This window comes from Streptococcus sp. HMSC071D03 (assembly GCF_001812125.1).
Lineage (GTDB): Bacteria > Bacillota > Bacilli > Lactobacillales > Streptococcaceae > Streptococcus > Streptococcus pseudopneumoniae_N.
In genome coordinates this window covers 1-19882 of sequence record NZ_KV807740.1, presented here as the reverse complement: position 1 = coordinate 19882, position 19882 = coordinate 1, and the positions used below count along the sequence as shown (strand labels likewise).

General features: G+C 40.0%; 25 protein-coding genes and 1 tRNA gene. 7 read left to right on the top strand and 19 right to left on the bottom strand.

The genetic code is table 11. From position 1 onward, the window contains the following. Positions 1-6 precede the first annotated feature (6 nt). Both def and rlmB read left to right on the top strand, forming a co-directional pair. Positions 7-618, top strand: a complete 612-nt coding sequence (def, locus tag HMPREF2837_RS04500) for a peptide deformylase (RefSeq protein ID WP_001272934.1) — start codon at positions 7-9, stop codon at positions 616-618. 44 nt (positions 619-662) lie between these two features. Continuing rightward, on the top strand, positions 663-1391 hold the full coding sequence (rlmB, locus tag HMPREF2837_RS04495) for a 23S rRNA (guanosine(2251)-2'-O)-methyltransferase RlmB (RefSeq protein ID WP_049548287.1): 729 nt from the start codon (positions 663-665) through the stop codon (positions 1389-1391). Positions 1392-1574: 183 nt separating this feature from the next. On the opposite strand, the gene trxB is transcribed toward rlmB, so the two are convergent. The 7 genes from trxB to HMPREF2837_RS04460 all read right to left on the bottom strand — a co-directional run bounded on the left by trxB (position 1575) and on the right by HMPREF2837_RS04460 (position 5930). Beyond that, complete coding sequence (gene trxB / locus HMPREF2837_RS04490; RefSeq protein WP_049548276.1) at positions 1575-2486, bottom strand: thioredoxin-disulfide reductase; 912 nt, start codon at positions 2484-2486, stop codon at positions 1575-1577. 65 nt (positions 2487-2551) lie between these two features. After that, on the bottom strand, positions 2552-2776 hold the full coding sequence (locus HMPREF2837_RS04485) for a DUF4059 family protein (protein WP_000960970.1): 225 nt from the start codon (positions 2774-2776) through the stop codon (positions 2552-2554). A gap of 79 nt (positions 2777-2855) precedes the next feature. Continuing rightward, entirely contained in the window at positions 2856-3599 is a 744-nt protein-coding gene (locus HMPREF2837_RS04480; RefSeq protein ID WP_049548275.1) for an amino acid ABC transporter ATP-binding protein, read from the bottom strand. Continuing rightward, entirely contained in the window at positions 3599-4399 is an 801-nt protein-coding gene (locus tag HMPREF2837_RS04475) for an amino acid ABC transporter permease (RefSeq protein ID WP_045762916.1), read from the bottom strand. The genes HMPREF2837_RS04480 and HMPREF2837_RS04475 overlap by 1 nt, the downstream gene beginning before the upstream one ends. 156 nt (positions 4400-4555) lie before the next feature. Then, positions 4556-4912, bottom strand: coding sequence for a Spx/MgsR family RNA polymerase-binding regulatory protein (locus tag HMPREF2837_RS04470; RefSeq protein WP_049548274.1), 357 nt, complete (start codon positions 4910-4912; stop codon positions 4556-4558). A 12-nt stretch (positions 4913-4924) separates the two neighbouring features. Next, the gene (locus tag HMPREF2837_RS04465; protein WP_049548273.1) at positions 4925-5437 is read right to left on the bottom strand and encodes a methylated-DNA--[protein]-cysteine S-methyltransferase; all 513 of its coding nucleotides are present in this window, start codon (positions 5435-5437) and stop codon (positions 4925-4927) included. Next, complete coding sequence (locus tag HMPREF2837_RS04460; protein WP_049548272.1) at positions 5430-5930, bottom strand: GNAT family N-acetyltransferase; 501 nt, start codon at positions 5928-5930, stop codon at positions 5430-5432. Before HMPREF2837_RS04460 ends, HMPREF2837_RS04465 begins: the two co-directional genes overlap by 8 nt. A gap of 134 nt (positions 5931-6064) precedes the next feature. On the opposite strand from HMPREF2837_RS04460, the gene HMPREF2837_RS04455 reads away from it, so the two are divergent. Together HMPREF2837_RS04455 and HMPREF2837_RS04450 are read left to right on the top strand one after the other, a co-directional pair. Then, positions 6065-6520: a DUF1836 domain-containing protein gene (locus HMPREF2837_RS04455; RefSeq protein ID WP_049548271.1), complete on the top strand. Its 456-nt coding sequence runs from the start codon at positions 6065-6067 to the stop codon at positions 6518-6520. Next, positions 6510-7157, top strand: a complete 648-nt coding sequence (locus tag HMPREF2837_RS04450; RefSeq protein WP_049548270.1) for a PAQR family membrane homeostasis protein TrhA — start codon at positions 6510-6512, stop codon at positions 7155-7157. Before HMPREF2837_RS04455 ends, HMPREF2837_RS04450 begins: the two co-directional genes overlap by 11 nt. Before the next feature lie 31 nt (positions 7158-7188). Here HMPREF2837_RS04450 and pdxT read toward each other — a convergent pair whose 3' ends face one another. From pdxT to HMPREF2837_RS04420, 6 genes are all read right to left on the bottom strand, one after another. Continuing rightward, positions 7189-7761 carry a pyridoxal 5'-phosphate synthase glutaminase subunit PdxT gene (gene pdxT, locus HMPREF2837_RS04445; protein ID WP_049548269.1) on the bottom strand — a complete coding sequence of 191 codons (573 nt, stop codon included), beginning with the start codon at positions 7759-7761 and terminating at the stop codon, positions 7189-7191. Beyond that, positions 7762-8637 carry a pyridoxal 5'-phosphate synthase lyase subunit PdxS gene (pdxS, locus tag HMPREF2837_RS04440; protein ID WP_006153788.1) on the bottom strand — a complete coding sequence of 292 codons (876 nt, stop codon included), beginning with the start codon at positions 8635-8637 and terminating at the stop codon, positions 7762-7764. It lies immediately after the preceding gene. A 137-nt stretch (positions 8638-8774) separates the two neighbouring features. Beyond that, a complete protein-coding gene (locus HMPREF2837_RS04435; RefSeq protein WP_049548268.1) occupies positions 8775-9407 on the bottom strand; it encodes a Pr6Pr family membrane protein in 633 nt (210 codons plus the stop codon). Between the two features lie 2 nt (positions 9408-9409). Next, a complete protein-coding gene (locus tag HMPREF2837_RS04430; protein WP_049548267.1) occupies positions 9410-9748 on the bottom strand; it encodes a zinc ribbon domain-containing protein YjdM in 339 nt (112 codons plus the stop codon). 139 nt (positions 9749-9887) lie between these two features. Then, complete coding sequence (gene cmk / locus HMPREF2837_RS04425; RefSeq protein ID WP_045762908.1) at positions 9888-10559, bottom strand: (d)CMP kinase; 672 nt, start codon at positions 10557-10559, stop codon at positions 9888-9890. A gap of 8 nt (positions 10560-10567) precedes the next feature. Continuing rightward, on the bottom strand, positions 10568-11056 hold the full coding sequence (locus HMPREF2837_RS04420; RefSeq protein ID WP_000410178.1) for an SAG1386/EF1546 family surface-associated protein: 489 nt from the start codon (positions 11054-11056) through the stop codon (positions 10568-10570). 45 nt (positions 11057-11101) lie between these two features. Here HMPREF2837_RS04420 and HMPREF2837_RS10680 point away from each other — a divergent pair, with 45 nt between their 5' ends. Further along, on the top strand, positions 11102-11299 hold the full coding sequence (locus HMPREF2837_RS10680; RefSeq protein WP_080979354.1) for a ferredoxin: 198 nt from the start codon (positions 11102-11104) through the stop codon (positions 11297-11299). 102 nt (positions 11300-11401) lie between these two features. Here the strand turns inward: HMPREF2837_RS10680 and HMPREF2837_RS04415 are convergent, their stop codons facing one another. From HMPREF2837_RS04415 to HMPREF2837_RS04390, 6 genes are all read right to left on the bottom strand, one after another. Further along, entirely contained in the window at positions 11402-12352 is a 951-nt protein-coding gene (locus HMPREF2837_RS04415) for a glycosyltransferase family 2 protein (RefSeq protein WP_075230676.1), read from the bottom strand. Continuing rightward, positions 12336-13355, bottom strand: coding sequence for a UDP-glucose 4-epimerase GalE (gene galE / locus HMPREF2837_RS04410; RefSeq protein WP_049548266.1), 1020 nt, complete (start codon positions 13353-13355; stop codon positions 12336-12338). Before galE ends, HMPREF2837_RS04415 begins: the two co-directional genes overlap by 17 nt. Positions 13356-13458: 103 nt before the next feature. Beyond that, positions 13459-14556, bottom strand: coding sequence for an NAD(P)/FAD-dependent oxidoreductase (locus HMPREF2837_RS04405; RefSeq protein ID WP_049548265.1), 1098 nt, complete (start codon positions 14554-14556; stop codon positions 13459-13461). A 16-nt stretch (positions 14557-14572) separates the two neighbouring features. Then, entirely contained in the window at positions 14573-15370 is a 798-nt protein-coding gene (locus tag HMPREF2837_RS04400) for a Nif3-like dinuclear metal center hexameric protein (protein WP_049548264.1), read from the bottom strand. After that, complete coding sequence (locus tag HMPREF2837_RS04395; RefSeq protein WP_049548263.1) at positions 15357-16034, bottom strand: tRNA (adenine(22)-N(1))-methyltransferase; 678 nt, start codon at positions 16032-16034, stop codon at positions 15357-15359. The genes HMPREF2837_RS04400 and HMPREF2837_RS04395 overlap by 14 nt, the downstream gene beginning before the upstream one ends. A 101-nt stretch (positions 16035-16135) precedes the next feature. Continuing rightward, positions 16136-18472, bottom strand: coding sequence for a cation-translocating P-type ATPase (locus tag HMPREF2837_RS04390; RefSeq protein WP_075230675.1), 2337 nt, complete (start codon positions 18470-18472; stop codon positions 16136-16138). Positions 18473-18602: 130 nt separating this feature from the next. On the opposite strand from HMPREF2837_RS04390, the gene HMPREF2837_RS04385 reads away from it, so the two are divergent. Both HMPREF2837_RS04385 and HMPREF2837_RS04380 read left to right on the top strand, forming a co-directional pair. Next, the gene (locus HMPREF2837_RS04385; RefSeq protein WP_075230674.1) at positions 18603-19352 is read left to right on the top strand and encodes a lysophospholipid acyltransferase family protein; all 750 of its coding nucleotides are present in this window, start codon (positions 18603-18605) and stop codon (positions 19350-19352) included. 117 nt (positions 19353-19469) lie between these two features. Further along, a tRNA-Thr gene (locus HMPREF2837_RS04380) sits at positions 19470-19542 on the top strand. Positions 19543-19882: the final 340 nt, after the last annotated feature.

Here is a 19882-nt window from a genome sequence, read left to right as displayed (position 1 = left end):
AAGAATATGTCTGCTATAGAACGAATTACCAAAGCTGCTCATTTAATCGATATGAAAGATATTATCCGCGAAGGGAACCCTACTCTTCGTGCCGTTGCCGAAGAGGTCTCTTTCCCCTTGAGCGACCAAGATATCATTCTTGGAGAAAAAATGATGCAATTTTTGAAACACTCGCAAGATCCTGTTATGGCTGAAAAATTAGGTCTACGTGGAGGTGTTGGGCTTGCTGCACCACAGCTGGATATCTCAAAACGCATCATCGCCGTACTGGTACCAAATATCACTGAGGATGGCGAAACACCTCAGGAAGCCTATGACTTACAAGCTGTAATGTACAATCCTAAAATCGTCTCACATTCAGTCCAAGATGCTGCTCTAGGCGAAGGGGAAGGTTGCTTATCTGTTGACCGTGCTGTTCCAGGTTATGTTATCCGCCACGCTCGAGTAACTGTCGACTATTTTGATAAGAATGGAGAAAAGCACCGCATCAAACTTAAGGGCTATAACTCTATTGTAGTTCAACACGAAATTGACCACTTAAATGGCATTATGTTCTACGATCGTATCAATGAAAAAGACCCATTTGAAGTTAAAGATGGTTTGCTCATTCTTGAATAAAGAAAATCCCGTTGCAAGACGGGATTTTGTGTTATAATGAAGATATGAAAACAAACGATATTGTCTACGGTGTACATGCCGTCACAGAAGCTCTTTTAGCAAATACTGGAAACAAACTCTATCTTCAGGAAGATTTACGAGGAAAGAATGTGGAAAAAGTTAAGGAATTGGCTACTGAAAAGAAAGTATCCATTTCTTGGACTTCTAAAAAATCACTTTCTGAGATGACTGAAGGAGCTGTTCACCAAGGTTTTGTCTTGCGCGTTTCTGAATTTGCCTACACTGAACTTGAGCAAATTCTTGCTAAAACACGCCAGGAAGAAAACCCACTACTACTAATCCTTGATGGTTTAACGGACCCACATAATCTCGGTTCTATCTTGAGAACAGCGGATGCAACTAATGTTTCAGGTGTCATCATTCCCAAACACCGAGCTGTCGGCGTCACTCCTGTCGTTGCAAAAACAGCAACAGGTGCGATTGAACACGTTCCTATTGCCCGAGTCACTAATCTCAGTCAAACCTTGGACAAACTCAAGGATGAAGGCTTCTGGACATTCGGTACTGATATGAATGGAACTCCTTGCAACAAATGGAATACCAAAGGAAAGATTGCTCTCATCATCGGAAATGAAGGCAAAGGTATTTCAAGCAACATCAAGAAACAAGTAGACGAGATGATTACCATTCCTATGAATGGTCACGTACAGAGCCTCAATGCCAGTGTTGCTGCTGCCATTCTCATGTACGAAGTCTTTAGAAATCGACTCTAATAAAAAGGGGAGGTTGGGACAAAAGATCCCGACCTCCCCTTTTTATTAGCAATCAAACTTTGACGCGATAGCTGATTGAACTTTTTGTTCGTCTTTTGGACTCCAAAAAGCTCCTAATCATCCTCGCGGGGCTGGGACTACGAAATCGAGACTTTGTCTATCGATTTCTGTCCCACCTCCTTTTTAACTATGTTCAGTAATATATTTATAGGCCTCTTGACCTGCAATAGCGCCATCTCCAACTGCAGTTGTAACTTGACGAAGGTCTTTCTGACGAACATCACCAACAGCAAAAATACCTGCAACGCTTGTTTTCATGTGGTCGTCTGTCACAATCCAACCCGCTTGGTCTCGAATCTGCAACTCTTGGACGAAGTCACTAACAGGGTCCAATCCAACATAGATGAAGACACCACCAAAGGCTTGTTCTGTCACTTGTCCTGTTTTCACATTTTCAATGACAACTGACTCTACACGGTTCTCACCCTTGATTTCTTTGACAACAGAATCCCAAATGAAATTGATTTTTTCATTGGCAAAAGCTCTATCTTGCAAGACTTTTTGAGCACGAAGCTCATCACGACGGTGAATGATAGTTACAGATTTTGCAAACCGTGTTAAGAAGATTGCTTCTTCAACTGCTGAGTCACCTCCACCTACAACCAACAAATCTTGGTCGCGGAAAAAGGCTCCATCACAAACCGCACAGTAAGAAACACCACGGCTATTGAGTTCTTCTTCACCTGGAACTCCCAAGAGACGGTGTTTGGAACCAGTCGCTACGATAACTGTGCGAGTTTCATAAACTTGGTCGTCTGTTACGACTTTTTTGAATTCGCCATGATCCTCAACATTTTCAACGAAGCCATAGAGATGCTCAACACCCAGATTTTCAAGAGGTTCAAACATCTTTTCTGCTAATTCAGGACCACTGATATTGGCATAACCTGGATAGTTTTCAATGTCAGAGGTGTTATTCATTTGACCACCAGGAAGTCCACCTTCAATCAAAGCAACTTTCAGATTACTGCGTGCTGCATACAAGGCTGCAGTCATCCCAGCAGGACCTGCACCAATAATAATCGTATCGTACATTCTCTTTCCTTCTTTCTTGTTGTAACTATTTTTATTCTAACGAATTAAATCCCATTTTACAACTATTAAGCCTTGAGAACCAACAAGATGCTCATGGTTGCAAATGACAATACTGGAATTGTTAAAACTCCAATCATAATCATATCGTAGAGATGGGCTTGACGTGCTTTAGCAGTTTTGTCAACCCCCGACAGAGCTCTAAGTCCAATCCAGAGTCCCAAAATAATCAAGACCAGTAGAATTGTCAACACTAAACTCTCTAAATACAAAGCAAATAGCTGAACTAGCATGCTCTCTCTCATTTCTATTAATTTTAAAGAGCAAACCCAGTTAGCCTAGCCAACTGAGTCTTTCTTATCTTCTATTATATCAAATATAGGTCCGTTTGTAACTAGCAAAGAATTCTTTTGTTCGTTCTTCTTTAGGATGATTGATAATCTCATCTGGTGTTCCAGACTCAATAATCTTTCCTTTATCCAAGAATAAAACCTTATCGGCTACCTGAGAAACAAAGGACATATCGTGACTGACCAAAATCATAGTTTGACCTGATTTGGCAGCATTAGCAATAGATCTTTCTACCTCACCAACTAATTCTGGATCAAGAGCTGAAGTAGGTTCATCCAAGAGCAAGATTGCTGGCTTCATGGCTAAAGCACGCGCCAAAGCTACCCGTTGTTTTTGTCCACCTGATAAGTGGCGAGGATAGTGCTGTTGACGATCAGAAAGACCAACCTTAGCCAACTCTTCTTTAGCAATCTTAGTTGCTTCTTGGTCGGAAAGTTTTTTAACAACTATCAAACCTTCCTTGACATTGTCTAGAGCTGTTCTACGTTCAAATAAGTTGAACTGTTGGAACACCATGGACAACTTGCGACGAAGAGTCAAGATCTCATCTTGAGTAATTTGAGAAAAGTCAACTTTAAAGTCATCAATCTGAATGCTTCCACTATCAGGTGTTTCCAGATAATTTAGGCTACGAAGAAAGGTAGATTTTCCTGCTCCAGATGAACCAATCAAAGCAACTACTTCCCCTTTTTGAATATCTAAATTCAGATGATCCAAGACGGTTTGACCTGAAAAGGATTTGCTTAAATTTGAAATCTTAATCATTAGCGAAGGTCTCCTTTCACATCTGTTTTCACATTATCTGGTGCTTCGATTGCCATTTTTCTCTCAATAAAGCGACCAAGATTTTCAATAGCGATATTTACCACCCAGTATACAAGGGCAACTGAGATGAAACGTTCGAAGTAACGGTAGTCGGCACCGCCCAAAATCTGAGCTTGGGCAAAGACTTCTACAACACCCGCACTAAAGGCTAGGGAAGTCCCCTTAGTCAAACCGATTAGGGAGTTAATCAAGGTTGGAGTCGCTACTACCGCTGCATTTGGAATAATGACTCGACGATAAACTTGTGCACGTGTCATTCCAAGACTACGAGCAGCTTCAATCTCTCCAGGATTAACAGAAAGAATAGCGGCACGGATAGTTTCACTAGCGTAAGCTGCTTCGTTAAAAGCAAAAGCTACAATGGCAAAAGCTGCAGCCGGAATCGCATTGATATTAAAAGCAGTTCCCCATTGTTGATTCAACGCTTTTAATGCCAGAGGAATTCCATAGTAAGTCAACATCAGCTGCACTAGGATTGGTGTCCCTTTTAAGAAACTAACAAAGAATGCTTGTAATGGATAAAGAATTCTAACGCGATTAATTTTTACAATAGCAAAAACCAAGGCCAAGATGATACCAAAAAAAGCACCAAACACTGTCAACATCAATGTTGTTGGCAATTGTTGTACAATTCTTGGAATCCCATCAAAGACAGAACGAAAACTAAACAGTTTACCGTCTGGAATATACTGCATCAAGTTTTGGTACCAATCTGATGCTAAAAGTGTTGTAACATTCATAGAAACATCCTCTCCTGATAATGAATCATTCTATCATACTTCTGCCTAGATTTAAAATATTTGCTACGTGCAGAAGAGACTTTGTCTACCTACTAGTTTATCATACTTTAAAAGTGTGAGGTTATATATTTTACCTATCAAGGAGATAGAAAAAAACTATTTCAAATCCAAGTTGTCGTAGGTTTTACGATAGCCAATTTGTTTAACAACACCATTCTCCACTAATATTGGACGTTTTAATAACATACCATCACCGGCCAAGAGTTTGGCTGCTTCTTTATTGGATAAAGTCCCAACCTTATCTTTTAAGCCCAGTTCACGGTATTTAATTCCACTGGTATTGAAAAATTGCTTCAACTCAAATCCAGAAGTTTCAAGCCAATTTAAAATGACCTCCTCGCTCGGAGTCTCTTCTACGATATGAACATCCTTATATTCTAGTCCGAGTTGATCTAACTCCTTTTTGGCTTTTTTACAAGTTGTACATTTTGGATATTCGATAAATTCTAACATTTTCTTCTCTTTCTATTCTTTCTTCTCTTTAAATGTTGCATTTTCATGCTTCAATAGGCAAGCCTTCTTCTCAATTCCTGAAGCAAAGCCCGTCAGGCGATTGCCGGAACCGAGTACGCGGTGACAAGGTACGAGGATAGACCAAGGATTTCGGCCTACAGCTCCTCCGATAGCTTGAGGAGAAGCTACATGCAAGTCCTTAGCTATTTGACCATAAGTAACTGTCTGCCCAAAGGGTATTTCCCGTAGATAAGACCAAACTTTCTTTTCAAATTCACTTCCAATCGGAGCCAGAGGAAGCTCAGATAGGTCTTGAACTTGTCCTGAAAAATAGCTATCCAAATAAGAAGCAACTTGGTTCAAAACTGGATGGCTTGGAACATCAACGATACACCCAGCTTCCAAACCTCTCTCAAAATGTTTCTGACCTTGAAACCAAATGCCAAGCAAGTAGTGGTCATCAGCAACAAGTGAGAGCTCCCCTATGGGAGAAACATAGAGCATTTTTGCATACTTTTTAGGCATTGGATTTTAATTTTTGATAGGCTAGGCGTTCTCCATCTACTGGAACCTTCCCAACCTTTTTAAAGCCAAGCTTTTCAAAGATATGTTGCATAGCCTTATTTTCAGCGTGCGTATCTGAACGAAAATCTAGGTAATCAAAGCCTTCAATCAAGCCTTCCAAGAAGGTCTGCGCTACCCCTTGCCCTTGAACATCTGCTGCCACAGCAATACGATGAAAAACTAGATACTCTGTCTCTCCTCCTTGCCATTTGCCTTCATAAATAGCTTCATAGGCAGATTCTGGGCTCTTAGTCACTGCCGCATAGGCTAAGAGATCACCTTCGTCTAGGGCTACATAAGCTTGACCTGAGATGATATCATCGATGATAATATCAGCATTGGGATAACCATTTTGCCATTGGTCTCTACCAGCTTTGGCTAGAGTTTTTCTAGCATCTTCAATTACTTTCATTACTGCATCAACTTCATTTGGAAAGGCTAAACGAATTTCCATCTTATCTCCTCTTTTCTGACTAGTTTCTCTCATCATAGCATAATTTAAGGCTTTCTACAAGCAGTTAAAACTTGACTTTTTATTTCTATTATTTTATAATCTAGTTATTAAAACTAGATAAGCAGGAGTTGGAAATGAAAACTACTTTTTCCTACCCAGAATGGGACGAAATTCCAAACATTGATCTCTATTTGGATCAGGTCCTACTTTATGTGAATAAAGTTTGTTCCCCTATTTCTCTTACTAAAGAGAAAGGCTTAACGGCGTCTATGGTCAATAACTATGTCAAACACGGCTATCTGACAAAGCCACACAAGAAAAAATATCAACGCCAGCAAATTGCTCGCTTGATTGCGATAACGACTCTAAAGTCTGTTTTTTCTATCCAAGAAATTGCTCAAACCCTTAATACCCTACACACAGAGACTAACTCAAAAGAACTTTACAATGCTTTTGTGGACTATATGAATGAAGACCTAGACCCAGCTAATCCAATCATTCAAGCGAGCTGTCAAACGGTCAAACTTTATCATCAAACACTAGCACTAGTCTATACAGAAAATGAAGAGGAGGAAACAAATGAATACTAGTTTTAAACTTAGCAAGCGCCTTAGTTTTGGAGAAGAAATAGCAAACAGTGTCACCCATGCTGTAGGGGCATTGATGATGCTCATCTTACTTCCTATTTCCTCTACTTATAGTTACGAGGAACATGACCTTTTATCATCTGTTGGCGTTTCTATTTTTGTCATTAGCCTCTTTCTCATGTTCTTATCTTCTACTATCTACCACTCTATGGCTTATGGCTCAACCCATAAATATGTATTACGTATCATTGACCATTCCATGATTTATGTTGCCATTGCTGGCTCTTATACTCCTGTCGTTTTGACCTTGATGAATAACTGGTTTGGTTATCTGATTATCGCCATTCAGTGGGGAACAACTATTTTGGGTATTCTTTATAAAATATTTGCCAAAAAAGTCAATGAAAAATTTAGTCTGATACTCTACCTCATCATGGGTTGGCTAGTTGTGGCTATTCTACCAGCAATCATCAGTCAAACAAATCCAATCTTTTGGACTCTTATGGTATCAGGTGGGCTTTGCTATACAGTTGGTGCTGGTTTTTATGCTAAGAAGAAACCATACTTCCACATGATCTGGCACCTCTTCATTCTGGCAGCTTCCGCTCTCCAATACATTGCTATTGTTTATTACATGTAAAAATAGGTCGAGACAAAATCTCGACCTATTTTTATTTGCACATATTGATAAAGTATTGATGCAGGCGAAGATCATTTGTCAATTCAGGATGAAAGGAGGTTACCAGCATATTTTTTTCTTGTGCCGCAACGATTTGATTGTTCACAATCGCTAGAACATCAACACTGTCACCAACACTACTGATAATTGGTCCACGGATAAAGGTCATTGGAATTTTACCAACGCCCTTGCAGTCAGCTTCTGTATAAAAGCTTCCTAACTGACGTCCATAGGCATTGCGCTCCACTACTATGTCCATGGTAGCCAGATGAGTCTCTTCCTGAGAAGTAATCTGTTTCGCTAGTAAAATCAAACCAGCACAAGTCCCAAAGACTGGTAAACCATTGAGAATACTCTCTCTTAGAGGAAGTAGCATCTGTTGGTCACGTAGGAGTTTTCCCATAGCTGTCGACTCACCGCCAGGTAAAATCAAACCTGATAGCTCACTTCGATGTTGCTGAAAATCTTCTAGGTTTCGCAGTTCAATACTTTCAACTCCTAGTTGAGCAAGTATTTTCTCGTGTTCTACAAAGGCACCTTGCAAGGCCAAGATTCCGATTTTCATCTATTTTCCTCGCTCCGCCATGAGAATTTGGATTTCATTCTCATTGATACCAACCATAGCTTCTCCCAAGTCTTCAGAGATTTGAGCTAAAATTTGAGGATTCTGATAGTTTGTAACTGCCTTAACAATTGCTGCTGCACGTTTAACAGGATCACCTGACTTGAAAATCCCTGAACCAACAAAGACACCTTCTGCACCTAGCTGCATCATAAGAGCAGCATCTGCAGGTGTTGCTACACCACCTGCTGCGAAGTTAACGACTGGTAGTTTTCCATGTTCGTGAACGTATTGAACTAATTCTACAGGTACTTGGAGTTCTTTTGCTGCGACATAGAGTTCATCTTCACGGAGATTTTGAATGCGACGAATTTCTTGATTCATCATACGCATATGACGAACCGCCTGAACGATGTCTCCTGTTCCTGGTTCCCCTTTTGTACGGATCATAGAAGCTCCTTCAGCGATACGGCGCAAGGCTTCTCCTAGGTCTTTAGCACCACAAACAAAAGGAACTTGAAATTCTTTCTTGTCCACATGGAAACGATCGTCAGCTGGAGATAGAACTTCGCTCTCATCGATATAGTCAATCTCGATGGCCTCTAAAATCTGTGCTTCAACAAAATGCCCAATTCGAACCTTAGCCATAACTGGAATGCTGACAGCTTCTTGGATTTCCTTAATCATCTTTGGATCACTCATGCGAGAGACACCACCCGCTGCACGAATATCAGCTGGGATTCGCTCCAAGGCCATAACAGCTGCCGCACCCGCAGCCTCTGCAATTCTTGCTTGCTCAGGATTTTGAACATCCATGATGACGCCACCCTTAAGCATCTGTGCCAAATTTTTATTTAATTCATAACGATTTTCAGTCATTTTCTCTTCCTCAATAGTTGTATTGGTAGCTACAATTTTATTGTAAGGTATAAAAGACTGCATAACAAGATAAAATAAATCGATTTGTCCGGGTACAATTATCTCTATCACAAAAAAAGCACCCACATTGGGTACTTTTATTTCTTAGATTTTTTAATGTTTTTAACAAGATAAAAGAGATATCCTGAAACCATATAGGCAAGAAAGATAGTAGCTGCCCATTTAAAGACAAAGCCCCAACCATGTTTGGTAGCATTCAAAAAGAAATAAGGGAAGGGACTATCCTTAGCGTTAGGGACATCCATCTTTAGAACAAAACCGTTTAAGATGGCAAAAATCATATAAAACAAAGGAAGGCTGGTCCAAAGCATGGGATCAAACCACTTATATTGACGACTCTTATCAAAAATAATTGTATCTGCTAAAAACCAGAGAGGTACGATATAATGACAAAGGAAATTCTCCAAACGGTAAAAATCTGTCGTCAAAGGAGCTAGCATGAAATGATAGATGACACAAGTAATCATGATACTCATAGTGACACCACCTTTGAGACGTAGAATTCCTGGACTTTGCCAACTATCACCGCCACTACGCATCTTTAACAAAAGATAAGCTGTAAAGATGACAACCAAAAGGTTGGAAAGGACTGTATAGTAAAGCAACATCCCTAAACCACCACGTTTGGTAATTTCCAGATAGACCCCTGTAAATGCTGCGAAAAACAAGAGAGTCCGACTGAAAAAAATAAATTTATTCCAAGCAGTCATGATTAAATCTTTTTAACAAATTCTGATTTCAATTTCATAGCACCAAAACCATCAATCTTACAATCGATGTTGTGGTCACCCTCAACAATACGGATGTTTTTCACACGTGTCCCTTGCTTAAGGTCTTTTGGAGCACCTTTTACCTTAAGGTCTTTGATCAAGGTTACTGTATCACCGTCAGCCAATTTATTTCCATTAGCGTCGATAGCAACAAGGCCTTCTTCAACCTCTACTTGCTCAGCAGGATTCCATTCATAAGCACACTCTGGGCAGACTAGCAAGGCTCCGTCTTCATAGACATATTCTGAATTACATTTTGGGCAATTTGGTAGATTGTTCATTTTATCTCCTTCTATTTTCATGATGGTTTGATTGTCAAATTTTCGTTAACAAAGACTATTATACCTTAAAATTAAAAATTTGACAAATTGCTAAAAAACCGACTCACCACTATCGTGGTCAATCGGTTAAAATTTCAAATTAAAAATGTTTGACTGCTTCTGATTTAATTTTTTCGACAACTTCTAAAATACTTAGTCCTGTCGTATCCAGATAGATTGCATCATCTGCCTGCTTAAGAGGAGAAGTTTCACGATGACTATCTTTATAATCACGCGCAGCAATCTCTTCTTTCAAAGTTTCCAAATCTGTTTCAATCCCCTTTGAAAGATTTTCCTTATAACGTCGTTCTGCACGCTCATCCACTGAAGCAACAAGAAAAATCTTCAATTCAGCCTTAGGCAAGACCACTGTACCAATATCTCGACCATCCATGACGATTCCGCCTTGTTGGGCAATTTCTTGCTGGAGGGCTACCAATTTTTCACGAATAGCTGGAATAGCTGCAAAAGCTGATACAGCATTAGTTACTTCATTTTCTCGGATTGGATTGGTAACATCAACGTCTCCAACAAAAACAAGCTGTTCTCCTGTTTCGGCACGACCAAAACTAATCGGATATTGTTCCAATAATTCAAGAAGTCGAGATGACTCTTCTGGGCTTACTTGGTTATTTAAAGCAATGTAAGTCGCAGCACGATACATGGCACCTGTATCCAGATAAGTATAGCCAAAGTCCTTAGCGATAATCTTAGCTACTGTACTCTTACCACTTGAAGCTGGACCATCAATAGCGATCTGAATTGTTTTCATTCTAACTCCTATCTTGTCTTAAGGACATCACCAGGATTTGCAAACCAAGTTCCTGAAGACATATGACCAGGGTTCAAGGCTTCAAGCTGGGCAATAGAAATGCCTGCTCTAGCTGCAATAGCTGCCTCACCTTCACCTGCAAGGACAGTAATGGTTCCCTCAGCATTTGTATGCTCCTCTGAACTACTTGAAGAAGTTGATTCTGCTTCAGAACTTGATGCTTCAACTGAACTACTTGATGATGTTGAAGAAACTTCCTCTACCTTAGGCGCAGAAGAATCATGAAAATCTTTCAAGGCTGCCGTACGATCACTTCCACCGGATGACAGGTAGATTAGAATAGCAATCATACCGACAACGATAACAAAGAAAATACAAGCCAAAATCGTTAAAATACGATTAGCTCCTACTCCTGATTCCTTATTTCCTCTGCTTCTGCGTTCCGAACGACTTTCCTCGATGTCGTAAATATCTTCTTGCCATGGTTCCTTTTCCATACCTTACTCCTTGTTTTTTTTCTAATTTCTTATTACAATATAAATATGAAAATCACACTTATACCTGAACGATGCATTGCCTGCGGGCTATGCCAAACCTATTCTGATTTATTTGATTACCATGATAATGGTATAGTGCGTTTCTATGATGATCCTAATCAACTAGAGAGAGACGTCCCAGCTAGTGAAGAGCTACTGGAAGCTGTAAAACAGTGTCCCACTCGCGCGCTCATCAAAGATTAATTTGTCATCAGTGGTGATTCGATTTCCAAATACCACTTCCTCTAGTTTAGCATATTTTTCCAGAAAATTATAGTCTTTTGAAGGACTTATTTTTAGCAAATCTTATCTTGACTCACTCTGTTCTTTTATCAGATAGAGGGGTCTTTTTTTCGTTTCCAGATAAATTTTACTGATATATTTTCCGAGAATCCCAATCGTCAATAATTGGACACCACCAAGAAATAGAATGACAGCCATCAGAGAGGTCCAACCAGAAGTTGGATTGCCAAGTAAGAGAGTACGGACAACTACAAACAGTGTCATCACCAAAGCCAGAAAACATGATGAAAGACCCGCAACAAAAGCTAATATCAAAGGAAAATCTGAAAAATTCACAATCCCTTCGATAGAGTAGAAAAAGAGTTGTCTAAAGCTCCAACTAGTCTTACCCGCCCGCCTTTCAACATTAGGGTATTCTAGATAGTGAGTGTGAAAACCAACCCAGGCAAAGAGCCCTTTGGAAAAGCGATTGTATTCTGTCAATTCCAACACTGCATCCACAACTGTTCTTCTCATCATTCGAAAATCACGGACACCCGATGGAAGAGCCACTGGGCTAATTTTTTGCATGAAACGATAAAAAAGATCGGCGCAGAAACTACGTAAAACGGGTTCCCCGTCTCGACTAGTTCTCCTAGTTCCAACACAATCCAAGTCTGGATTCTGATCTAGTAGTTCTTTCATCTCAAGCAAGAGGCTTGGTGGATCCTGAAGGTCTGCATCCATAACCACCACCAAATCTCCACTTGCTTGTTGTAAACCTGCATATATGGCCGCTTCCTTCCCAAAATTTCGCGAGAAAGAGATATAATGTACTGCAGCATTTTTCTCTCGATAAACCTTTAGAACGTCCAAAGTCTTATCAGTCGAACCATCATCTACAAAAATGTATTCGATTTCTGTTCCCAAATCTGGGATCAGTACTTCAAGAGTTTGATAAAAAAGAGGAAGTACTTCCTCTTCGTTTAAACATGGGACTATGATTGAAATCATCATCTTAGTCTTCAAATCCATTTGGATGTTGACTTTGCCAACGCCATGCGTCTTGACACATCTCTGTAATACCAAGTTCTGCTTCCCATCCTAGCTCTTCCTTAGCTTTTGCTGGATCTGAGTAGCAAGCTGCAATGTCACCTGGGCGACGTTCAACAATACGATATGGAATAGGACGTCCGACTGCTTTTTCCATATTTTGGATAATTTCAAGAACTGAGTAGCCTTTTCCTGTACCAAGGTTGTAAATGTTTAGTCCTGAACCTTTTTGAAGCTTCTTAAGTGCCGCAACGTGCCCTTTTGCTAGGTCAACGACGTGGATATAGTCACGTACACCTGTTCCATCTTCAGTATCGTAGTCGTCTCCAAAGACCTGAACTTGTTCCAACTTACCAACTGCAACTTGTGTCACATATGGAAGAAGGTTATTTGGAATACCGTTTGGATTTTCACCCAAATCACCGCTCTTATGCGCACCAATTGGGTTGAAGTAACGAAGTAAAACAACGTTCCACTCTGAATCTGCTTTATAGATATCTGTCAAGATTTCTTCCAGCATTAGCTTGGTACGACCATATGGATTTGTAGCTGAAAGTGGGAAATCTTCTAGGATTGGGACTGTATGAGGATCTCCATAAACAGTTGCTGATGAACTGAAGATGATATTCTTACAGTTTGTCTTTTCCATAACTTTCAAGAGACTGACAGTTCCAGCGATATTGTTATCATAGTAGGCAAGTGGGATACGTGTAGACTCACCTACAGCTTTCAAACCAGCAAAATGAATCACACCTGTTGGTTCTTCATGTTTGAAAATATCACGAAGTGTATCTGTGTCACGAATATCTGCTTCGTAGAAAGGAATTTCTACCCCAGTGATTCTTTCGACTACTTCAAGACTTTTACGACTACTGTTTACCAAATTATCCACGACAATTACTTGGTGTCCAGCTTGGACCAATTCAATGACAGTGTGAGTTCCGATAAAACCTGCTCCACCTGTTACCAGAATTTTTTCTTGCATTTTATTTCCTCAATTCTTGGATTATTTTTTTCATTTTACCATTTTTGATAGGGAAAGTCATTTACTTTCCTAAGACTATCGTAAAAACTAGGTAAAAAGTTTACTATTGTTTCTTTTTAATATATCTTTCAGTCGGATAATCTGCTGGATCCAATACTCCTTTTCTCCCTTGAAGCATTTGAGCTAGATGATAACCGATAATAGGACCAGTCGTTAACCCTGAAGATCCTAGACCACTTGCTGTATAGACTCCTGATAAGTTTGGAACCTGTCCGAAAAACGGCGAAAAATCACTCGTATAAGCACGAATCCCCACACGTTCACCACTTATCATTGCATCTTTTAAACTAGGATAAAACGAACTTGCTGCTTCAGCCATTTGTTGGAGCAAATTTTTATCGACTGTAAGATCAAATCCCATGTCATTTTCATGGGTAGCTCCTAGAGATAACTTACCTCCAGGAAATGGTATCAAATCCCACTCACCTTCCGGCATAACTACAGGGTAAGCTCCCATGTCTTGTGGCACTTGATAATCTCTAAGTTGACCTTTTTGAGGACGAACATCCACCTCATAGCCTAAAGGCTCCAAAAAGTGTCCAAGCCAAGCTCCCGTAGATAAAATTACTTGGTCAAACATTTGATTGTCTATCTGATAGCCTGATAATAAAGGAGTTAGACTAACCTCTTTCTTTACGACCTTAACCTGACTGGCATCCAGTAAACGACTCACTAGGAGTTGCCCATCTACTCGAGCTCCACCAGAAGCATAAAGCAATCTCTCAAATCCCTTTAGACCAGGGAATAACTTACTCGCAGACTCTTGATCCAGAATGGCTAATTCCCCTATTAAGGGAGATTCATCTCTACGTTGCAGAGCTAGTTGATAGAGTTCTTCCAATTTAGACTCATCTTTTTTCAAGAGAAAGACTCCTGAGCGCTGGTAAAAATCTACCTTTTGACCAGATTTTTCTATATCAGCTAATAAATCTACATAAAAATCTGCTCCTAGGCGCGCCATCTTGTACCAGACCTTATTGCGTCGTTTAGAAAACCAGGGGCTGATAATTCCTGCCGCTGCCTTGGTCGCTTGTCCGTGCCCATGATCAAAGACAGTTACTTCGATATCAGTTTCTTTAGAAAGATAGTAGGCAGCCGTTGCCCCTACAATTCCTGCTCCTACAATAGCAACTTTTTTCATTGTCTTTACCTTCTAACTAGATATGATGGAATGGATTGGTCGATGCCTGACTTGCGATAACCTCTAAAGGCCAATCATTTTCTTCCTTCCATTCATTCAGGAACGCTGCAATTTTTTCAACAAAGAGAACTTCAATATAGTGTCCTGGGTCCAGAGCCAACAAGCCGTCTGACAACATATCTTGGGCAGTGTGGTAATAGATGTCACCAGTAATGTAAACATCTGCTCCTTTTGCCAAAGCATCAGAGTAGAAAGACTGCCCACTGCCGCCACAAATAGCCACTCTTGAGATTGTCTTTTGCAATTCAGTCTCTTTATAATACACCATACGAAGGCTATCTAGACCAAATACTTCCTTAACATGACTAGTAAATTCTTCAAATGTTTGAGGTCTAATATTACCAATACGCCCGATGCCACGTTCAGGACTTGTTTCCTGTAGATAAGTTGTATCCTCAACACCTAACATCTGGCAGAACCAGTCATTAAGGCCGTTTTCAACAATATCAATATTAGTATGGCTAACGTAGACTGCAATGTCGTGCTTGATGAGATTGATATAAATCTGATTTTGAGGGCGACTAGCTATCAAGTCCTTAATCGGACGAAAGATAGGCGCGTGCTTGACGATAATCAGATCAACACCCTTTTCGATGGCTTCTGCCACCGTTTCTTCACGGATATCGAGGGCAACCATGATCTTTTGGATTTCCTTATCTAAGGTTCCAATTTGCAGTCCACGACTATCGCCTTCCATAGAAAATTCTTGTGGACAATAGGCTTCATATCGGTTAATGACTTCACTTGCTTGCATGGAGCACCTCCTTAATGGCTTGAATTTTATCTACTAAAACTTGACGTTCTTCACGATTTTTTTCTGGAATTTGACTAAGGGCAAATCCTAGCTTACTTGCTTCTCTTTGCCATTTTTGGCTGAAGACTGGACTGAGTTCTTTAGATAAAAAAGGACCAAAGCGGACATCAGTTTCTGATAGATTCATTTCACCAGCTTCTGAAACTATGATCTCGTAGAATTTTCCAGCTTCTTCTAGGATACTTTCTGCTATGATTTGAAAACCATGCTCTTGTAGCCAGTTGCGTAACTCGTCTTCACGATTATTGGGTTGAAGAATCAAACGCTCAACATTGGCTAGTTTGTCCAATCCTTCTTCTAATATCGTAGCAATCAAGCGACCTCCCATCCCAGCAATAGTGATGACAGAGACCTGGTCACTTTCTTCAAAAGCTGCTAAACCATTGGCTAAACGAACCTGAATTTTCTCAGTCAAGCCATGGCTTTCAACATTTCTAACTGCAGATTGATAGGGTCCCTCTACAACTTCACCCGCGATGGCAGCTTCAATATGACCTTTTTCAACTAATTCAATCGGTAAATAAGCATGGTCGCTACCGACGTCCAGCAAAACAGCTCCTTGGGGAACAAAAGAAGCTACTGTTTCTAATCTCTTTGAAATCATCTTCTCTCACTTTCAAAAACTCTATTTCCCTTTATTATACCATATTTTATCTGGCAATCCTGCACCTAAAAAAGACCGCAATCATGGATTGCAGTCTTTCTTTATCTTTTAACTTGATAACGACTTGTCAGTATGAAAATCACAATAAAGACGAGCATCATAATGCCATAGATAGGCATTGTTTGACCTGTAAGTGTTGAAATTTCAAGCAATTTTTGGATTCTTGGGAATAGAGCTGTTCCAAGAAAACCTCCAACTGACCAAATAATCAATAGCACACGCCACAGACTAAATGGCAAGCAAGCTCTAACTACAGACATGAAACCAATCGATGCCAATAGATAATACAAAAGTGTGGAAATTTCAATGGCTGACCAGCCTTGACTGGTTCCAAAAATTTTAACAAAGAGAACACTAAAGACTACCATCAAGGCACTTGGTAGTGCACGAAGCATGGATTTTCTAAGAAAGTTTTGTTCGACTGGTTTAATATTTCGTTCAAAAGTTAATACAAACGGTGGGAATCCTTCCACAAACTGGTCAATCATGGTTATCTGAATGGGAATGAACGGGAAAATCAGAATCCATTCAGTACGTCCCAACAAAGCACTGGCAATACAGATAACTGCTAGCAAGAAGGAATAGATGGTCTTAATCAAGAAAATCGGAGCAATGTGGGCAATATTATTGACCACACGACGACCTTCGAAGAGAATCTCAGGAACATCATTAAAGTCTGAGTTCAAGAGAACCAGATTTGCAATCTGACGAGTCGCTGGATCTCCTTCAGCCATAACGATGGAGCAGTCTGCCTCACGGAGAGCTAGGATATCATTGACACCATCCCCTGTCATAGCAGTCGTATGACCTGCTTTTTTCAACGTTTGGATGATCAGTTTCTTTTGATGAGGCGAGACACGTCCGAAAATGGCTGTCTCCTCAGCCATGGCAACCAACTCTTCATCAGTAATTTTCGAACAATCTACATAGCTCTGATAGTCTGCAAAACCTGCTTTTTGAGCAATACTTGAAACGGTAACTGGATTATCACCAGAGATAATTTTCAGCCCCACTTCCTGAGAACGAAGATAGTCTAGAGTTTCAGCTGCCCCTTCTCGGATTGGATCTAGAATCTCAAGCAAAGCCAAGGCTTGAATATCAGATAGTTTTTGTGGCTTGTGGTGGTCAAGTTTTTCTTGGCTGAGGGCCAGAACTAAGACACGAGATCCTCGTTCAAGAGCTTCCCTAGCTTCAGGAATTTCAGCATTCAACAACATCTCTGGTGCACCTAGAAAAACAGTTCCTAGGCCCTCCAACTCCATTGCTCCCCATTTTCGATCACTTGAAAATGGAAGGCTAGAAATCATCGGATAAGCTATCTCTCCCGCAAAACGCTTTCGAATAGCTTGGGCGGTTGGATTTTTATCCTCACTGTGTGCCATATAGCTGGTTAGTATTTTGGCAATGGTATCTTTATCAAAAGCCTGGGTCAGAGGAAGGACAGTCTCAACCTGCATCTTACCTTGGGTGATGGTACCTGTCTTATCCAAACACAGCATATCGACACGTGCTAAGGTCTCAACAGAATACATCTCCTGTACCAAAACCTTTTTCAAACTAAGCTTTATAACAGCGGTTAAGAGAGAGGTGATAGTCAAGAGCGCGATTCCCTTAGGCAACATCCCCAAAAGGGCTGTCGATGAATTGACTACAGAAGACTTCAGTGGTAAACCTTTCAAGACCAAAGCTTCAAGCAAAAGAGCAATTCCAAATGGAATAATGATTTTACCCGTAAAGCCTGCTAACTGGTCTAGCGATTTCATGATACGTGAGTTAATCGGTTTAACAGTTTTAGCTTCAAGCATGAGTTTGGCTGCATAGTTATCTGCCCCTACATGATGAACTTGAGCAAGTACAGAACCACTTGCAAGAAAGCTACCTGACAACATTAGGTCTTCTACTTCTTTTTGCACCAAGTCGCTCTCGCCCGTTAACATGGCTTCATTGACTTCTGCAAAACCTTCTAATACAATTGCATCACTTGGAATTTGATCCCCTGCAGACAAGCGAATCACATCATCCAAAACAAGCTCTTCTGGATCCAAAGCTATCTCTTGCCCATCACGAATGGTCGTGATCTTTTCCGTATTCAAAAGATTCAGTTTGTCAACCATATGTTTAGCTCGAAGCTCGGTTACAATTCCTGAAAAAGCATTAAAGCAGATAACCGCAAAGAAAACTAGGTTACTCCAGGCTTGAACAAAGGCAAGTGCTAAGGCAATAGCAAAGTTTAAAGCATTGAAGAGAGTAAAAACATTTCGTTTTACAATCTGCCAAGTACTGGTACTAGCTGATGCTTTGAAATCATTGACCTGCCCCTGTTTCTGACGTTCATTAACTTCTGATTGGCTTAAGCCTATAATTTTATTTTTATCCATAATCTCTATCATATCATTTTTTTTTGAATAATTCTAATTTCATATAAAGAGCTTTTCCGCCTATACAAAAAAATTTGCCTGTCCTACAACGATAAGGTATAATAAAAGAAAGAAATTTGAAGGAGACACCATGTTTTATACTTATCTTCGTGGGCTCGTTATGTTGATTCTCTGGTCTATCAACGGTAATGCTCATTATCATAATACCAATAAAATTCCGAGTCAAGATGAAAACTATATCCTAGTCGCTCCCCATCGTACTTGGTGGGATCCTGTCTACATGGCATTTGCGACCAAACCGAAACAGTTTGTGTTTATGGCTAAAAAGGAACTTTTCTCCAACCGAATCTTTGGTTGGTGGATTCGTATGTGTGGTGCCTTTCCTATTGATCGGGAAAATCCTAGCGCTTCTGCCATTAAGTATCCTATCAATGTCCTTAAAAAGAGCGACCGATCTCTCATCATGTTTCCAAGCGGTAGTCGTCATTCTAACGATGTCAAAGGTGGCGTAGCTCTGATTGCTAAAATGGCCAAGGTTCGCATCATGCCAGTTACTTATACTGGTCCAATGACCTTAAAAGGACTCATCAGTCGTGAACGTGTCGATATGAACTTCGGAAATCCTATCGATATCTCAGACATTAAGAAAATGAATGATGAAGGAATTGAGATGGTTGCTGAACGTATCCAATCAGAATTCCAACGTCTGGATGAAGAAACAAAACAATGGCATACAAATAAAAAACCAAATCCTTTGTGGTGGTTTATTCGCATACCAGCACTGATTCTTGCTGTCTTAGTTGCAATTGTTACCATCATCTTTAGCTTTATCGCAAGTTTTATCTGGAATCCGGAAAAAAAACAAAATCAATTAGGTTAGAATAAAATGGCTGAGGGATATTCTCTTAAGCCATTTTACTTTGACTGACAGCTGATTACTTTTATATAAAACATTTTATTGACAAAGATTTGATTCTATAGTATACTTTTTAAGTAAGCTGATTTAGCTCAGTAGGCAGAGCGCATCCATGGTAAGGATGAGGTCGCCGGTTCGATCCCGGCAATTAGCATTGTTTAACAGTTCCTTTTCATAGGAACTTTTTTATTGACTTTTTTTCGACCTTATAGTAAAATAAAATTTGCGATGAGTCGATATGTAGCAAGAGCTACTATTGAGCAAAGGAGGTCATAACGCAGGAGCGGACCTTGAGAAATTGTGTGAACCAATTTCTCACATGGAGATGCCTCTCAAGCTTTCTGGTTTTTCCAGAGAGCTTTTTTTATTTTCCTAAACACTACTAAACCCTATCTTTTGGCAATCATTTCTGCACAAACAGTAATAAGCTCAATCCTCAATTATACACTTATAGGCTTTTTATAGTTATTTAGTTTTTAAAAAGCACTCTAATG

Coding starts and splice junctions, on each gene's coding strand:
- HMPREF2837_RS04480 (WP_049548275.1), bottom strand. CDS start 3,599: ATGATTAAGATTTCAAATTTAAGCAAATCCTTTTCAGGTCAAACCGTC.
- HMPREF2837_RS04415 (WP_075230676.1), bottom strand. CDS start 12,352: ATGGATTTGAAGACTAAGATGATGATTTCAATCATAGTCCCATGTTTA.
- HMPREF2837_RS04485 (WP_000960970.1), bottom strand. CDS start 2,776: ATGCTAGTTCAGCTATTTGCTTTGTATTTAGAGAGTTTAGTGTTGACA.
- HMPREF2837_RS04465 (WP_049548273.1), bottom strand. CDS start 5,437: ATGCCTAAAAAGTATGCAAAAATGCTCTATGTTTCTCCCATAGGGGAG.
- HMPREF2837_RS04455 (WP_049548271.1), top strand. CDS start 6,065: ATGAAAACTACTTTTTCCTACCCAGAATGGGACGAAATTCCAAACATT.
- cmk (WP_045762908.1), bottom strand. CDS start 10,559: ATGAAAACAATTCAGATCGCTATTGATGGTCCAGCTTCAAGTGGTAAG.
- trxB (WP_049548276.1), bottom strand. CDS start 2,486: ATGTACGATACGATTATTATTGGTGCAGGTCCTGCTGGGATGACTGCA.
- pdxS (WP_006153788.1), bottom strand. CDS start 8,637: ATGACTGAAAATCGTTATGAATTAAATAAAAATTTGGCACAGATGCTT.
- HMPREF2837_RS04435 (WP_049548268.1), bottom strand. CDS start 9,407: ATGACTGCTTGGAATAAATTTATTTTTTTCAGTCGGACTCTCTTGTTT.
- galE (WP_049548266.1), bottom strand. CDS start 13,355: ATGCAAGAAAAAATTCTGGTAACAGGTGGAGCAGGTTTTATCGGAACT.
- HMPREF2837_RS04400 (WP_049548264.1), bottom strand. CDS start 15,370: ATGCAAGCAAGTGAAGTCATTAACCGATATGAAGCCTATTGTCCACAA.
- HMPREF2837_RS04450 (WP_049548270.1), top strand. CDS start 6,510: ATGAATACTAGTTTTAAACTTAGCAAGCGCCTTAGTTTTGGAGAAGAA.
- def (WP_001272934.1), top strand. CDS start 7: ATGTCTGCTATAGAACGAATTACCAAAGCTGCTCATTTAATCGATATG.
- rlmB (WP_049548287.1), top strand. CDS start 663: ATGAAAACAAACGATATTGTCTACGGTGTACATGCCGTCACAGAAGCT.
- HMPREF2837_RS04470 (WP_049548274.1), bottom strand. CDS start 4,912: ATGTTAGAATTTATCGAATATCCAAAATGTACAACTTGTAAAAAAGCC.
- HMPREF2837_RS04420 (WP_000410178.1), bottom strand. CDS start 11,056: ATGGAAAAGGAACCATGGCAAGAAGATATTTACGACATCGAGGAAAGT.
- HMPREF2837_RS04405 (WP_049548265.1), bottom strand. CDS start 14,556: ATGAAAAAAGTTGCTATTGTAGGAGCAGGAATTGTAGGGGCAACGGCT.
- pdxT (WP_049548269.1), bottom strand. CDS start 7,761: ATGAAAATCGGAATCTTGGCCTTGCAAGGTGCCTTTGTAGAACACGAG.
- HMPREF2837_RS04430 (WP_049548267.1), bottom strand. CDS start 9,748: ATGAACAATCTACCAAATTGCCCAAAATGTAATTCAGAATATGTCTAT.
- HMPREF2837_RS04385 (WP_075230674.1), top strand. CDS start 18,603: ATGTTTTATACTTATCTTCGTGGGCTCGTTATGTTGATTCTCTGGTCT.
- HMPREF2837_RS04395 (WP_049548263.1), bottom strand. CDS start 16,034: ATGATTTCAAAGAGATTAGAAACAGTAGCTTCTTTTGTTCCCCAAGGA.
- HMPREF2837_RS04460 (WP_049548272.1), bottom strand. CDS start 5,930: ATGGAAATTCGTTTAGCCTTTCCAAATGAAGTTGATGCAGTAATGAAA.
- HMPREF2837_RS04475 (WP_045762916.1), bottom strand. CDS start 4,399: ATGAATGTTACAACACTTTTAGCATCAGATTGGTACCAAAACTTGATG.
- HMPREF2837_RS10680 (WP_080979354.1), top strand. CDS start 11,102: ATGAAAATCACACTTATACCTGAACGATGCATTGCCTGCGGGCTATGC.
- HMPREF2837_RS04390 (WP_075230675.1), bottom strand. CDS start 18,472: ATGGATAAAAATAAAATTATAGGCTTAAGCCAATCAGAAGTTAATGAA.